The organism is Polyangium mundeleinium (assembly GCF_028369105.1).
GTDB classification, from domain to species: Bacteria; Myxococcota_A; Polyangia; order Polyangiales; family Polyangiaceae; genus Polyangium; species Polyangium mundeleinium.
Genome location: NZ_JAQNDO010000001.1, coordinates 299,252 through 313,024, shown reverse-complemented (window position 1 = coordinate 313,024; position 13,773 = coordinate 299,252). Strand labels below are relative to the sequence as shown.

8 protein-coding genes are annotated in these 13,773 nt (G+C 68.6%); 1 reads left to right on the top strand and 7 read right to left on the bottom strand.

Annotated elements, in window-relative coordinates; genetic code table 11:
• Positions 1–61: 61 nt before the first annotated feature.
• On the bottom strand, positions 62–1,180 hold the full coding sequence (locus POL67_RS01285; RefSeq protein WP_271914682.1) for a hypothetical protein: 1,119 nt from the start codon (positions 1,178–1,180) through the stop codon (positions 62–64).
• 295 nt (positions 1,181–1,475) lie between these two features.
• Here POL67_RS01285 and POL67_RS01280 point away from each other — a divergent pair, with 295 nt between their 5' ends.
• A complete protein-coding gene (locus POL67_RS01280; RefSeq protein ID WP_271914679.1) occupies positions 1,476–1,958 on the top strand; it encodes a cytochrome c oxidase assembly factor Coa1 family protein in 483 nt (160 codons plus the stop codon).
• 9 nt (positions 1,959–1,967) lie between these two features.
• On the opposite strand, the gene POL67_RS01275 is transcribed toward POL67_RS01280, so the two are convergent.
• From POL67_RS01275 to POL67_RS01250, 6 genes are all read right to left on the bottom strand, one after another.
• Positions 1,968–2,360, bottom strand: a complete 393-nt coding sequence (locus POL67_RS01275; RefSeq protein ID WP_271914676.1) for a DUF4150 domain-containing protein — start codon at positions 2,358–2,360, stop codon at positions 1,968–1,970.
• A gap of 4 nt (positions 2,361–2,364) precedes the next feature.
• On the bottom strand, positions 2,365–3,027 hold the full coding sequence (locus tag POL67_RS01270; protein WP_271914673.1) for a DUF3540 domain-containing protein: 663 nt from the start codon (positions 3,025–3,027) through the stop codon (positions 2,365–2,367).
• 14 nt (positions 3,028–3,041) lie between these two features.
• On the bottom strand, positions 3,042–4,088 hold the full coding sequence (locus tag POL67_RS01265) for a pentapeptide repeat-containing protein (protein WP_271914672.1): 1,047 nt from the start codon (positions 4,086–4,088) through the stop codon (positions 3,042–3,044).
• On the bottom strand, positions 4,085–6,724 hold the full coding sequence (locus POL67_RS01260) for a DUF2169 domain-containing protein (protein WP_271914668.1): 2,640 nt from the start codon (positions 6,722–6,724) through the stop codon (positions 4,085–4,087). The genes POL67_RS01265 and POL67_RS01260 overlap by 4 nt, the downstream gene beginning before the upstream one ends.
• On the bottom strand, positions 6,721–9,123 hold the full coding sequence (locus tag POL67_RS01255; protein WP_271914665.1) for a type VI secretion system Vgr family protein: 2,403 nt from the start codon (positions 9,121–9,123) through the stop codon (positions 6,721–6,723). Before POL67_RS01255 ends, POL67_RS01260 begins: the two co-directional genes overlap by 4 nt.
• 70 nt (positions 9,124–9,193) lie before the next feature.
• Positions 9,194–11,770, bottom strand: coding sequence for a hypothetical protein (locus POL67_RS01250; protein ID WP_271914663.1), 2,577 nt, complete (start codon positions 11,768–11,770; stop codon positions 9,194–9,196).
• Positions 11,771–13,773 lie beyond the last annotated feature (2,003 nt).

The window sequence follows — 13,773 nt, the reverse complement described above, 5'->3', positions numbered from 1 at the left end:
GCAGAACATCGCGCGAACACGGCGTCTGTCAAGGGCGTCGAGCCCCGCGCGGCAAGCCCGCTCACGCCGCGATCGAACACAATCGATCGCGGAGCCCGGCAAACGAAGGCGCGTGGTGCCCGACGAGGGACACGGCCACGTTCGCCGCGCGCTCGCGCATGGCGCGGGACGCGTCGCTCGCGACGACCCGCAACGCGAGCTCGGCTTCGAGCGGCACGTCGCCGAGCAGGCCCGCGAGTTCGAACGCGCGCACGGCAAACGAAGCGGGGACCTGGCCGAGCATCGCGAGGAGGCGCAAGGCGCGCGCCGCGAGCGCGAGATCGTCGAGCGACGCGGGAGAGGCTCGGAAGCGGTCTTCGAGGGCCTCCACGACGAACGAGGAGCGCGCCCGCGCCGCGTCGAGCTGCCCCGAGGCCGCGAGCACCTCGGCCCGCTTCTGCTCGAAGATCGGGCGCGTGGGCAAAGGCTCGCGCGCGATGGCCGACGCGAGAAACACGAGCGCCTCGCCAAAGAGGCCCATACGACCGAGCGCCGTCGCCGTCGCCTCGCGGCGGAAGGCGTCGAGCGCGGGGGAATCGTTCGTCTCGCGAACGCGGGCGACGGCGAGGGCCACGTCGTACCGCGCGCCAGTGATCAACGTCTCCAGCGCCGCGGCGATCGCCTCGGCCGCGAGCTTCGGCCCGAGCAGAGGCGCAAACGCCCGCACCTCGGCCCATCGCGCGGGCGTCACCACGAGCGGACCCGCTTCGAGCGAGCCGCCGAGCGGCAAGGCCGCGAGTTTTTCGAATAAGAAAAGCGCCTCGTCGTCGTGTCCGAGGGACCCTTCGATTCGACCGAGGCCAAGCGCAGCGCGGAGCGCGAGGGCGAGCGCCGTGAGATCCCCATTTCGATCAAACGACGAAGCGAGCAGCGCGATCGACGCGCGGTAGAGGCGCCGCGCGTCGATCAGGCGACCCAGGAGCGACGCGCTCCGGGCGGACTCCTCGAAGCAGAGGGCGAGATCCGGGAGGCGGCTCTCTCTCGCTTCGAGGGCGCGATCGAGGCGCGTGGTGATCTCCACGCACGCGGGCTCGATCGGCCCGCGCGGCGACCTTTCGCGCGGGGCCAGGAATTCGTCGCAAAGAAAAGCGCTCGGCCCGCCGCCCGGGGCGGCTGGCCATGCAAGAGCGAGGGCGCTCATGAGGGCCGCCTTTCAAGTTCGTCCGTGTTCAGGCATTGCCTGGCGAAATAGCCTCCGAAGAGGCGTGCGCCCCCGGAGAGGCGCTATCGGGGCAAGGTCTCCCAGCCCCGCGGGTGCTGCATTCGATTGTGGCCGGGCGCTGCGGACGTCAACGCTCGGTGGATTCGATCATTACGGGATCCAACCTGGAATGGCAACGAAATTGACCCCCTGGATGGGACCGAGAATGTCCGGTCCTGGGGCGCACGTCGAGGGCGCTTGACACCGACTCGCCAGCGCGCCTTTCATGGACGGCATGCAGCCTGTCCGCCAGCCTGCGAAGTCGTCTGCCGGCAAGGTCATGGTCACCCTCGGCGTGGTCCTTCTCTTCGCGCTCGTCCTGTCCTCGTGCGTGGGCAAGCACCTCTGGACGGTCTCGGCGCCGCCGATCACCCGGACGGTCGAGCTCGTGGAGAAGGATCCGGCCGTGGCGGCAGCGCTCGGGAGCCCGGTCTCGGTCTCGCTGGCCGTGACGAAGACCCTCCGTCGCGACTTCGTCCGCGCGATGCAGGGTCAGGACAACGTGACGGTGCTCGCGAAAGCATCGGGCCCGAAGGGCGAAGCCTGGTTCCGGCTCAGCGCGCAGAACCACGACGGCCAGGGCTGGGCGGGCACGTTCTCGGTGACGACGGAAGGGCGGCAGGTCCTCGAAGGCGGCTCGTACAAGGCCGAAGGCGCGGGCATCCTGATCGAGGGTGATTTCGCGCCCGACGGCGCCCCGCGCGTCAAGAAGCCCTGATCCCACGCCTCACGGCGCGAGGAGCAGCACCTTCGGCTGGCTCGGCACGATCCGCATGCCGGGGCAATTCGTCGAATTCTGCAGGGCCATGCTGGTCATGCGTGTGGCGGGCATTCCGCCCACGAGGACACGGAACGCGGCCGTCAGGTGCCGCGCCGGCCCCATCACCGTCCCTGACGCCACGCCCATGGCCACGCCGGCGTTGTCGCCATTCGTCATGGGAATACACGTGGTCATGTTGTGCGAGGGCGTGCACGTGAAGAGGACCTTGTAACAGGCCGACACGGCCATCACCCCGACAGCGATGTTCGGATAAGGGATCGGCGTGGGCGCGGGCACGGGCGTGAGGCACACGTCGGGAAACCCGAGATCCATTCCCATCATCTGCGTATTCGCGAACATGGCATCACCCCAGGTGGATCTGCTCGCCGTCGACCTTCACGAGCTCCTTCGCCATCACGATCGCGTGCTCGGCGCGCATGCTCAGCGTGCGCTTGGCCGCGTGGTCGATGCTCTCAGCGCGGAGGTTGTCCTGCTCGGTCACGACCCGATAGACGCGCTTCGCCTTCTGGAAGATCCGATCCGCGATCGAATCGAGCGCCTCGGCCACGACCTTCACCACGCCGACCTCGGCATGCACCGCGGAGCTGAAGACGCCGAGGCGCTCGGCGGACACGGCGGTGTCGGCCGCTTGAATCGTCGCGCGCCCGGCGATCAGGCTGATCTCCTGCTCGGTCACGACCTCCACGCCCTCGCGCGAGAGCACGCGCACCTTGCCCGAAGGCGCCTCGATCGAGGCATCCCCTTCCAAGACGATCCGCGAGCTCGCCTCGGCGTCCCGCTCGAGCACCGCGAGCACGTACGCCGCGCCGCTCTCCAGGAGCACGACGAGCACGGCGTCGCCCGCCGCCGGCGCGAGCAGACAGCTCGCGGCGCGCCGCGCGATGAGAATGTCGTCGGCGACCTCGACCCGGATGAGCTCTCCCTCGATGGCGTGTACCGTCCCGACTTCCTGGACGGCGCGGCCTCGGGGTGATTTTGCTCGCTTTCGTTGCGGCTCGAAATTCATGACAAACCACTCCTTCAGCTTGGAACGAAGCTCTCCGCCTTTGCGAGCTCACGATCGTCGCCCAGCGCGAGCGCACGATCCGTAAAAATGGCCTGGGTCTCCACGGTGCGGTGGAACTTGGCCCGGAACAGGGTCGCGCCGGAGAAGTCGGCCTTCGACACGTCGGCGTTCGAGAAATCGGCGTACGTGAGGTCCGCGGCGGGCAGGAGCGCGCCCACGCAGCGAGCGCGGTGGAAGTTGCACTGACCGAGCTTCGCCTTCGCGAAATTCGCCCCGGAGAGATCCGCATCGGCGAAGACCGCCTGATGAAAATCGCCGCGGCGCGCCCGCGCGGAGACGAGCTTCACCTCCACGAAGAGCGCGTTCTTCGCGTTCACGTCGTCGAGGTTTGCCCCCGAGAGATCGGCGCCCTTGAAATTCGCCTGCACGAGGTGCGCGCCCGAGAGATCGGTCCCGCGGAGATCACACTCCATGAGCTGCGTCAGGCCAAGCTCCACGCCAGCGAGCGACATCCCGGCGAGGTTCGAGCCGACGAGCACGGCCGTCTCGAAGCGCGCCTTTTCCAGCAGGACCTTGCGCAGATCCGTCTTCAGCACGGCCGTTTGTTTGATCACGCTGCGCGTGAACCGCAGCCCCGAGAGGTCACACGCGACCAGGGCCGACCGGTCGAGCACGACGTCCACGAAGCTCGCGCCTTCGAGCTTCCCTTCGAGGATGTTCGTATTGTGCACCTTCGTGCGCTCGAACTTCGCGCCCGCGAGGTTGCATTTGTTGAAATTCGCGAACGAGAGATTCGTGTCCTCGAACGAGACACCTTCGAGGTTGCACTCCACGAACGACGCGTGGCGCGCGTCCACGCCCGCGAGGTTCACGCCCCGCAGATCACTGCGATGCACGATGACCTCGCGCAGGTTCGCCCCCGCGAGGTTCGCCCCGGAGAACTTGCTCTCCTCGGCGATGAGGCCCCCGATGGACGCGCCCCGCAGATCGAGCCCCGAGAAATCCAGCCGATTGAGAACGTCTCCGCGCCCGACGAGGCGCTCGAGCTCTTCCTTGTTCACGCGCCGCCCTCCCGTGAAAAGCGCACCTGGGTGACGTTCGCCGCGTCGAAGCTCGTCTTGTCGTCGCCCTTCATTCGCGCGAGATCGGCCCGGAACAGGCTCGCCCCGCGGAAATCGGCCCCGGCCACGTTGGCCTTTTGCATGACGGCGTGCATCAGGTCCGCCCCTCGCAACGTCGCCTTGTCGAGGTTCGTCCGCACCCAGCGCGACTCGCGGGCGCGAATCCGATCGAGCTTCGCGCCCCGCAGATCACACTCACTGAGGTCACCCCGATCGATCTTGGCCTCCGTGAGATCCGCCTCGACGAGCGACGTCCCGCGCAAGTTTGCCTCAACGAACGTGGCTCCCTTGAACGAGGCGCCCGAAAAATCGCTCTCCTCGACGAACCGAGCATTGTCGAGCGCCGCCTTCTCCAGGTTCGCGCCATTCGCCTTGCAGCGCAAAAACACGGCCGAGACGAGCTTCGCCCCCGAAAGCCGCGCCCCCGAGAGATCACATTCGAGGAACGTCACGCCCGAGAGATCCGCCTCGGAGAAGTCCACCGCGGCGAGCTTCGCTTCGAGCAGCCGCGCGCCCGCGAGCGTGGCCCGCCGCAACACGACATCGCCGAAGCTCGCCTCGTGGAGCGACGCGCCCGAAAGATCCGCGCCCGAGAAATCGGCGGCCGCGAGGTCGGCCTTGTCCAGCGTGGCTTGCGCGAGCACGGCCTTGCCGAGCTTCGCACCCGTGAGCGTGGCCGCGCCGAAGTTCGTCTCGACGAGCTGCGCCTCTTCCAGATCGGCCCCGGTGAGGTCCGCCCGCGCGAGCACCGCGCCGCCGAGCCTGGCTTTTCGCAGCACCGTCCCCCGCAGGTTCGCGTTTTCGAGCATGGCGCCTTCGAGATCCATGCCCGAGAGATCCATTCCTTCGAGCGACGCGCCCGTGAGATCCCTCCCCGCGAGCGATTGCCCCGTCGCCCGCGCTTCGAGCACGACCGCGCGCACCCGCGCCATCGGCTCGTCGGCGAGCGCGCCTGCCGGCGGGAAATGATGGGCGAACCGCTGGTACATCTCCCGCAATTTATGCTCGGTGAACCGGAGCTTTTTTTCGAACTCGGGATCCACGAGATACGCTTCAAGCGACGCGTTCGGCGTCCCCTCGGCGCGATAGCGGGTCGCGAGGGCCCGAAGCTCGGCGAACTGCGCGTCTGCGGAGAACTTCGGCGGCCCGGCCGCCTCCGCTTGGGCCTTGCGCATCTGCTCGTCGTAATCGAGCCCGGCCGCCTCGCACCGCGCGCGCACGTTCGCGATGGCCTCCTCCCGCTGCTTCTTCACCTGCTCGCGGGCCTTCTCCATTTCCTTTTCCATCTGCTCGACGTGCTCGGCCATGTCGTCGACGTCGGGCAGGGGGGCCTCGGGCGGCAGTGCCTTCGGCACGTTCGCGTTCTTCTTGCTGTCGGGGAAATCGTCGAGGCCCTCGTCCACCGCGGCGAGCCGCGCCTCCATGCCGGCGCGCAGGTTTTTCGAAACGAGCCGCTCGGTCGTCGTCCCCGGCAGCCCCACCTCGTCCGCGCGAAACGCCGCATACGATGCGCCGATGGGCAAAAGCTCGCGGTCGCGCAGCGCGTGCAAATGCCCCTTCTCCTTGTCGATGCGGCGCGCGAAGACCTCCCGGTAATACGCGGAACCGCGCTTCTGCTCCTTCGCGTCGAGCGCGCCGAGGAAATGAAGCACGTCCTTCGCGTCGTCCTCCGCGATCCGCACGACCCCGCGAAAGATCAGGATCCCGAGGAGCGCGCCGGGCAAGAGGTGCACCGTCTCCATGCGCAACGGCACCTCGACCCATTCCTCGCCGCTGGCCTTCCGCTGGGTGATGAATGCGCGGCCCACGACCTCGGGGACACGGGAGACGATCCGCGCCCGCTCAGGGTGCACGTTCTCCAGCTCGATCGCCTCGCCGCCCGAGAAAAACCCTTCGATGCGTTGATCGGGCGGGGCGACGTTGAAGAAGCTCCAGTCGAAATCGCTCGGCATCCCGGGCGCCTCGTTGTCGAGCCATTTCTTGTCGTACGTGCCCGAGTTCGCCCACCGCTCCGGCAACGTGAGGTCTGCCGGGCCAAACGTCGCCGGCTCGGGCCGATCCCCGGGCGCCTTCACGAGCCGCTTCGGGTTCTCCACGTTCGGCAGGAAATGCACCTCGCCGCCGCCCTCGGTCTTCTCCGGCGCATATCCTCGGCCCACGGGATTTTTCGTGAACCCCTTGCCGCCGAACGACCTCGACCACGTAAGAGGCATCTCGGTGAATGGCGCGGGTTGCGAGGGCACGCCGAGCTTCCAAGCGCGATCCCCGAACACGGCGAGCCGCTTGTCGACGGAGCCGACCTTGAGCCGCACCGGACAAACCGGCGCCGGACCTCCGGGCGGATACGCTTTTCCGCTGAGCAGCACCTCGCCGTTCGGCTTGGGCCGGCACACGTCGAGGGGCACGTTCGGGCCGAGCTCCTTCGTGATGGAGAGCCAGAGCGCGGCCTCGGGGACGAGCGAGGGCTCCTCGTCGAGCGTGAAGCCCGCGAGGAGCGAGACGACGAAATGGGGTTCGCGGCGCGCCTCGAACACGCCCGTCATGACGCCGAGGCGGAGGGGCTTGATCGTCTTCATGCGAGCATGAAAATGCCGACCTGGGTGATCGTCACGCTCTGCTGGATGAGCGTGATGCTCACCGAACCGAGCTCGGCCTCTTTCTTGACGATCTTGCCCTTCTTGAGCTCGAACTCGGCGACCTTGTCGACGAGCGACAACGTCGCGCCGAACCGGATCTCCGCGGCGAGGACGCCCTCGATCTTGCCGCCCACGAGCGACTCCACCTGCAGGCCGAGGATGTTCTCGTTCTTGATCCCGAGATAGGTCTCCGACTGCGAGCCCTTCACGCTCACCTCGGCGCCGAGCACCTCCCATTTCCACTCGGACTTGCTCTTCACGTCGACCTTGTTGGCCTCGATCAGGATGTCCTTCGTGGCTTTGATCTCCATCCCCTGGGGCGTATCCACGTTGACGCCGGCGTCTCCGTGGATGTGCATGAGCCCCTTGCTCAGGAGGTCCATCGTCGCGTTGCTCGATTCGACCTTGACCAGCCCCTTGCTCAGGATCTCGGTCTTGCCATTCGTATCGAACTTCGTGTTGTTCGTCGTGACGGTGACCGTGTAATCGCCCTTCGTCGTCGTCGTCATCGTGTTCGCGGGCACGCGCGTCGTCCACGGCCCTTCCGTCACGGTGAGCGAGTAGCTGCCGTGGTTCGCCGTCATGCTGATGCTCTGGTTCGCCGTGATCCCGATGCATCCGGCCCCGGCCGGGCCATACCCGACGCCCACGCCGAGCGCCATGCCGCCCTGGATGTGCGATTTCCAGTCGGTCGCCACGTCGACCGTCCAGTTCCCGCCGCCCATGAGTCCCACGTCGAGGTCGAAGTTCTTCCCGAAGTCGAGCAGCGTGTTGTCGTCGGTCCTCAAGATGATCTCGTGACCGTCGTTCGGCGAGCCCATCCGCAGGTACGAATTCGAATACGGCGTCGACAACGTCACGCGCTGCTGCCCGGCGAGGTCCTCGAGCTCGAGCCGGTTCCTGCCGCCCGTCTGAATGACGTTTTTCGTATGGTTGCCGCTCGTCACCGGGCTCGGCGTGAGCGCGTTCGGCACGACGCCGCTGATCACCGGACGATCCGGGTCGCCGCCGAGGAACGTGAGCACCACCTCGGTGCCCTTGCGCAGCGGGAAATGAAACCCTTCGATGCCGCCGCCGTGCGGCTGCATCATGCGCACGTACGTCGAGGCGTTGCCCTGCTTCAGGTTGCTCTCGTCGTACTTGAACTTGACGAGGTATCGCCCCTGATCGTCGATCTGCGCGTACTCGCTGTCGGCCGGGCCGTCGATGATCGCGTTCTCCACGCCGAAGATGCGCGGCCACGGCGTGCGGCATTCAGGCCGGAACTGCGTGTCGGCAGGAATCGCGTCGACCTCGACGAAGTACACCTCGTCGTGCTCGATCTCCATCAGCTCTTTCCACTGCGTATGCCCCGCGGCCTGGTTGCCGTGGTGGTGCACCTCGATCGCCAGGTACTTCTTGTTGAACGAAGCCTTCGGGTGCTCGTCGAGCTCGAAGGTATGGCCGCTCCGCAGGTGCGAGCGCGTCCCCGTCGCCCGGAAGACCACCTCGCGCGCGAGCATCTCTTCGGCGCGGATCTGCGCGAGCCGCTTGCCGTCGCTCGGCGAGAAGAACCGGGCGCCGTGGACCGTCACCTCCGCCGTTCCGTGCTGCGAGACGTTCGCCTGCCCCGACACGTCGAGGTTCGGCTTGGCGTAATCGTAGTCCTTCAGCTTGACCACGGCCGGCAGCGAGGCGTGGCGCGCCCGGAACGTGCGGAACGAGGGGCCCGCGCTGCGATCCATGCCCGTCTGCGGGAAATACCGCACCGGCGCGCCCAGCGGCTCGTCGGGGTAGCCTTCCGCGTCGCAGATGATGAGCTTCTCGCCGTTCTCCGCGTGCTCGAAATAATAATAAATGCCCTCGCGCTCCATCCACCGCGAGATGAACGCGAGATCGCTCTCGTGGTACTGGCAGACGTGCTCTTCCTTGGCGTACCCCGAGAGCCGGATCTCGAAGTCCTCCGAGGTGAAGCCATTGTCTTCGAGGATCGCCTGGAGGATCTCGGGCACGCTCTTTTTCGTGAAGTTGCGCGAGTGGCGCGAGAGCCCGAGCGTCCAGAGACGCGGCACGATCACGGCGCGGACGAGCGAGCGGCCGCCGAAGCTGTGCAGATGCTCCAGGCTGCCGAGGATCCCCGCAAAGATATAGGGCGGGAGCTTGTCGTCCGCGCGGTCGATCACGAGCCGCGCCTTGCCGCCGATGCCGTCCGCGAGATCGATTTCCTCGCCGTCGGCCTCCTCGACCACGACCATGACCTCGAACTCGTAGGGCCGCGACATGCCCTCCACGCCTCGAAACGTGGCGACGCGACTGTTCTCGGGAAGTGCGCTCGATTCCAGGGTGATGAGGTCCGCCATAAGGTCGGACGGGAGGATAGGTCACCCCCGAGCCGCATGAAAAGGGAAAACCCGCCGCCCGATCGATGCTCTAAAACACGCGTCGCGTGCCCGTCACGGCCGCGTGCACCGCCCGCATCGCCTCTGCGACCGCGCCTGCCTCGTCCCGCATCACCGCGAACCACCGCGCCGGCGTGAGCATCGAGTCCGGCAGGAGCCGCTCCAGCAAATCGATCGCCTCGGCCCGCCGCGAGAGATCGGATCCGCCGAAATCGGCCACCACCTCGGCGATCGTCGAGAGCACGACGACCACGGCCTCGCAATCGGACGAACGCCCCGTGGATGCATTCTCGCCGGGTTCGGCCGCCGGCGCTGGAAACCATCGCAAAAATCGCCCTTCGAGCGCGCGCCGATCCTTTTCGATCGCCTCGCGCAGCGCCCGCGGCCCCTCCCCCTTCGCCGCCGTGTCTGCTGCGACCCCGAGCGCCGCCTCCGCGCGCGCCGCCTCCGCGCTCGCTTCCGCCTCCGCCGCGAGCGCTTCGATCGCCGCCGCGCTTCGTTTCTCCGCGAGCGCCCCGAGCTCATCCACGAGCCCGCCGAGCTCGGCCCGGAGCCGCGCTGCCCGCACCTCGACCGAGAGGTTCTTCTCGTCCGGCAGACCTTCCACGTGGATCTTCGGCCCCTTGAAGAGCTTGCCCTCGCAGATCTCGACGAGCGCGTCGTCGTCGAGGAAATGATAAAAGGCCCGCTCCCCGCGCGCCCGCTGCCGCGCGACGAGCGCCCGCAGCGCCTCGTTCTCCTCCCCGAGCGCGACCACGCTCACGGCGATCGGCACATCGCCGACCTTCTCCCGCGCCGCCTGGATCACGTCCTCGCGCACCACGGCGTCGCCGTCGGTCACGAGCACGATCTGCGCCCGCGCGAGGTCCGGATCCTCGTCCTTCGCCGCCCGGATCTGCTCGAAGCTCGACAGAAGCGCATTCTCGATGTCCGTGCCGCCCTTGCGCACGGTGCCAACGACGTCGGCCATCGCCGTGATCGCGGCCTTCCCATTCTCGATCCGCGTGATCGGCCCGATCTTCTTCGTGAAGTATCGATAATGCAGCGTGAGGCGCGTCGACCGATCCCCCTCGGCAAATCGCTTCACCAGCATGCCGAGCTCGGCGAGCAGGATCGCGTCCCGCACCCGCGCACGCGCGCCCTTCTTGCCGTCTTCCAGCATCGAGCTCGACCCGTCGAGCACGTAGACGCGCGCCTCACCCACGAGGCGCGTCCGCGTCCGCTTCTTGACCTCTTGCTCGACGTACCGCCGCGCGAGCAGCCGCCCCTCGGCGAGCGCGAGCAAGACCGTGCGTGGCTCCTCGATGACGGCGTGCGGGAGGTCCATCACGTCGCGCGCGGGCATGAGCAAGAGATCCTGCGTCGGGTGACGGACGAGGCGCGCGCGTGTCTCGACTTCGGTCACGCGCACGGGCGCGAGCGGAACGCCGACGTCGACCGTGCCGTCGATCGCGCAAAGCGCCGCGTGTGTCTCGGCCTCGTTCTCGGGCGCGAGCCATTGCAAGGCAAGCAGGCGGTATTTTTTATCCTCGTCGCTCTCGCCTTTCGGCGCCTTCGCCTGCACGCGGCGCGCCTTCCCGTATCCTTCCGCGATCGCGGTCATCGCCGCGCCGCCGAACATCTCCTCGCTCGACCGACGCAGGCTGCGCAGTTTGTCCCCCTCGGGATCCTCGCCCTCGCCGTCGCCGAGCTTCTGGCGCGCGCGCGACGACGCGGCGGAGAGCGCCTCGTCACCGGCCGCGAGCGAGGCGCCGTCGAGCGCGACGAGCGCGGCGTGCAGCCTCTGCCGTTCGCCCCGCGCGAGGGCGTCCTTCGCCTGGTGCAAGAGCCCGCGGTGCGCCGAAAGCCCCGCGGCTTCGAGCCGATCGATCCGCGCGATCTCCATGGCGAGGTGCCGCCTGCGCACCTCCACGCCTTCCTTGCCGAGCGGCAGCGCCGCGGATGCGTCGAGCAGGAGCTTGCGCGCGGCTTCGAGCAGGCGGCGTTTGCGCGAGAGAAACTCCGTCTCGCCCCGCGCCGCGTCGAGCAGGTGATCGATCGCGAGCAGCTCGACCTCGACGAGGCGCTCCTCCTCGGCCGAAAGGGGTTTTTCGAAGAAGCTGTCGGCCTCCGCCGTGGCCGCCTCCCCTTTCCCGGCCCCCTTGGATTTGTCCTTCTCGCCCGTATCCCCGGGCGTGCGGGGCGTGATCGCGAGCGGCGGCGCGATCCGCACCGGATCGATCGCGGCGGCGACACGCCGCGCGGCCTCGTTTTTCTGATCGCTCGCGGCGCGCGCGGCCCGCACCGTGACCTCGTAGAGCCGGCGCACCCACGCGGCGTGCGCGAGGGGAACCCGCCCGTGCACCACGAGCGTTCGTTCGAGCGCGATCACGTTGTCTTCGAGCTCGCGCACGGCGCCCGTGAGCAGCTCCTCGGGCACGGGTTTGCCCCCCGGCGCGCGCAGCGCATCGAGCAGCGCCGTGACGCGGGCCGTGCGCAGCGGCGGACGATAACCGAGCGCTCGAAGCAAAGGCCGCGCGAGACGCACGAGCGGGGCGCGCACGTCGTGCGGCCGCGCCGTGAGCTGCTCGATCCGCTCGCCGAACGACGAGAGCGCTTCCTCCGTCATGCGTTCCCGGTACGCAGCGCTTGCGCCCACGCGGCATCCGAGCGCTGCCGGAAGAGCTCGGTCACGGCCGTGCGTGTCCTCGCGTCGAGCGCGTCGATGCGGTGGCGCACGGCGTCGACCTCGGCCGCGTGCGCGGGGAACACCTCGGCGACGTTCCGCGCTTCGAGGGCGAACCGCGTGAGCGCCCCCTCGTCCCACAGGAGATCGAAGAACCGCGATTGCACGATCGCGCGCAGGCTCGCCTCCGCGCCGCCCGCGTGGTTTTCGAGGTCTCGCCAGAATCGTTCGAGGTAATCGAGCGACCGCCCGATCCGCGCGAGATCCCCGGCGACGACCCGCCCGCGCACCGCCTCCGGCAGCTTGCCGCACGCGGCCGCGATCGCCGCCGCCGCCTCCGCGGGCGAGGACGCGTCCCGCACGCCCTCACCGGCGACGAGGAGTGCGATCTCCGCGAGCGTGTAAGCCGAGGAGACCCGCCGCTCGGCCGCGCGGACGCGGCGATACCCGTCGTAATCGTGGATTTGTCCTTCGCCGACATTCGGCGCCACGTCCCCGCGCAGAAGCGCCTCGGCCGACCAGCCGAGGAACGCCTCGGCGGCGATCGCCCGCGCGAGCCCGGCCTTCCCGAGCACGGAGACGAGCGCTTCGACCTCGCGCACGAGCGCGGTGCGATCGCGCGCGTCGAAGCCCTTGAACACCACCTCGATCAGCGCGCCGAGGCGCGGCCCCGTGACCTTCTCCTTCAGCGACGAGGGCGCGCCCCGCACGCCTGCGAGGCGCGCGGCCATCACGTCGAGCCGATCGAGCTCGGGCGCGATCGCCGCGAGCACCTCGGCGAGCCTGCGCGCGGGCGCGCTCTTCAAGGCGCTCGTGACCACGCTGCGCAGCGAGATGTCGAGCAGGATCGTGATGTCGTCCTCGGCCGCGGCCACCGCGCGCTGCCAGGCTTTTTCCTCGCCGGTCTCGTGCACCGCGCCCTGGCCGAGCAGCTCGCGCCGCAGCTCGTAGAGCGATTCGAGCGCCTCGATCCGCGCGCGCGCCCTTTTTTGCGCCTCGGTGCCGTCGTCGATGATCGACGCGACGATATCCGTCGACGACGCGCCCGCCGCGTGCCCCGCGGCCTCGTCGACCATCACGAGCGCCCGACCGCGCAGCCACCGCGCGACGGCGCGTGTCCCCGCCGTGCCGTCCTCGATCTCGGCGGCGAGCCGCGACAGATCCTTCACGACCTCGCCGATCGGCCGCGTCTCTCCGCCCGCGGCCGCGTCGATCCCGCGGCGCAGCACGAGCGCCGTCAGCGCCCCGGTCGCCTCCTTCACGAGCAGCCCTGCGCGCGCCGCGTCGATCGAGCCCGTGCGCGCCTGCGCCCCGAGCTCCCGCATGGCGGCGAGCAAGCGTGTCGCGTCTTTCGAGGCGATGGCTTGATCGACCATCACGCGAGGCTTGTCCTCGGGCGGGGGCGGCTCGGATTTGCGCTTCTTCTTTGTGCCCGTATCCGCCGGCACGGTCACAGCGTCGGGCCGCGGCGCATCGACCGTGGCGGGCCGGGGTTTTACGTGAATGGGCGGCATCTGCGCGAGGCACGATTCGAAGATCGAGCGCTCCGTGCGCACGATTCCGAGCTGCCGCCGCTCGTTCGGATCACTCTCGCGGCCGATCAGCGCCTCGGTCTGGTCCGGCGTGGGGCCCGAGAGCAAGAGGTGCAGCCGCAGCCATTTGAAATCGGAAGGCAGCACCTCGAGCGAGCGCTTCGGATTGTGCAGGATACGGTCCGCGACCACGGCCGCCCGCAGGACGCGGCCCGAACGAACGGCCGTGCGTGTGGAGATGTAGCGCGTCGGCACGAACGCCGGATCGGCGCGCACGGCGGCGTTGAGCTCGCGATCGAAACGTTCGAGCAGGGTCGCGAGGCCATCGCAGACCGGATCGGAGACGTAGACCTCGTCGACGAGGTGCTGCAAAGCGTCGAGGTCCTGGACGCTCAGCGTGGATTCGAGCAGCGC

Bases quoted from the DNA above. Each gene is read 5' to 3' on its own strand.
- POL67_RS01285 (WP_271914682.1), bottom strand. From the start codon at position 1,180: ATGAGCGCCCTCGCTCTTGCATGGCCAGCCGCCCCGGGCGGCGGGCCG.
- POL67_RS01280 (WP_271914679.1), top strand. From the start codon at position 1,476: ATGCAGCCTGTCCGCCAGCCTGCGAAGTCGTCTGCCGGCAAGGTCATG.
- POL67_RS01275 (WP_271914676.1), bottom strand. From the start codon at position 2,360: ATGTTCGCGAATACGCAGATGATGGGAATGGATCTCGGGTTTCCCGAC.
- POL67_RS01270 (WP_271914673.1), bottom strand. From the start codon at position 3,027: ATGAATTTCGAGCCGCAACGAAAGCGAGCAAAATCACCCCGAGGCCGC.
- POL67_RS01260 (WP_271914668.1), bottom strand. From the start codon at position 6,724: ATGAAGACGATCAAGCCCCTCCGCCTCGGCGTCATGACGGGCGTGTTC.
- POL67_RS01255 (WP_271914665.1), bottom strand. From the start codon at position 9,123: ATGGCGGACCTCATCACCCTGGAATCGAGCGCACTTCCCGAGAACAGT.
- POL67_RS01250 (WP_271914663.1), bottom strand. From the start codon at position 11,770: ATGACGGAGGAAGCGCTCTCGTCGTTCGGCGAGCGGATCGAGCAGCTC.